Raw genomic sequence first — 887 nt, forward strand, 5'->3', positions numbered from 1 at the left:
CTGTCCGAGACGGTGGATGGGAAGGCGCTGCACTCGACCTGCCAGTTCGCGACGAAGGACGAGAACCCGTTCGCCGACATGGTTTATCGGCTGGTCATCGGCGGCTACCTGAACGCCACGTCGGTTGGCTTCCGCCCCCTGAAATGGAGCTGGAACGAGGAGCGCGGTTCCTGGGCCATCGACTACACCGAGCAGGAACTGCTGGAGTATTCGGTGGTGCCGGTGCCGGCGAACCCCGACGCGCTGATCGAGGCCCGCGGCAAGGGCATCGACATGGCGCCGCTGATCGGCTGGGCGGAAAAGACGCTGGACGCGATGGGCGACGGTCTGCCCGGTCTGCTGATCCCGCGTGCGACGCTTGAGGCGGCGCGCAAGGCTGCTGGTGCTCCCGAGGCGGTGCACTTCGCGCCGCTGAAGATGGATGCCACCGGGCGCCCGGTGCAGTCCCTGGAGTTTCGCGCGGCGACGGACGTGATGCTGCTGGCCGGCAAAGCGGAGAAGGCCGCGGACGGGCAAGGCGAGCGGTTCCTTCTCCCGATGACGGCCGAGACCTCCTATCCGCCGTTTCCCTGGGACGCGACTTTCCTCGCGCGCATGCGGCCGGATCAGGCCCCGCACTACTACGCTGCCCTGACCGGCGCGGCCAGCCTGCCCAAGCAGTCGTTCAAGCTGCTCGACCTGACCGCCACGCAGAACCGGGTGGACACGGCGAAGGTCCAGGCCATGCGCGGCGGCGACGCGCTGCGTGCGGCGGCTCCGGTCGTGGTCCGCATGAACGGCCGGTTCTACATCGCCGATGGTCATCACGGCCTGACGGCGGCGTGGCTCGATGGCGCCGATGCCTTCGAGTGCGGCTTCAAGGATCTGGACGCGGCGACCGATGGCTT

The 887-nt window shown here is 68.4% G+C and carries 1 protein-coding gene; it reads left to right on the forward strand.

Features of this window, described 5'->3' with window-relative positions:
- Nucleotides 1–887 (forward strand): HK97 family phage prohead protease (locus H0B54_RS29340; protein WP_188263273.1); only part of this gene is annotated, 887 nt, incomplete at both ends.

The organism is Azospirillum tabaci (assembly GCF_014596085.1).
Taxonomy (GTDB): domain Bacteria; phylum Pseudomonadota; class Alphaproteobacteria; order Azospirillales; family Azospirillaceae; genus Azospirillum; species Azospirillum tabaci.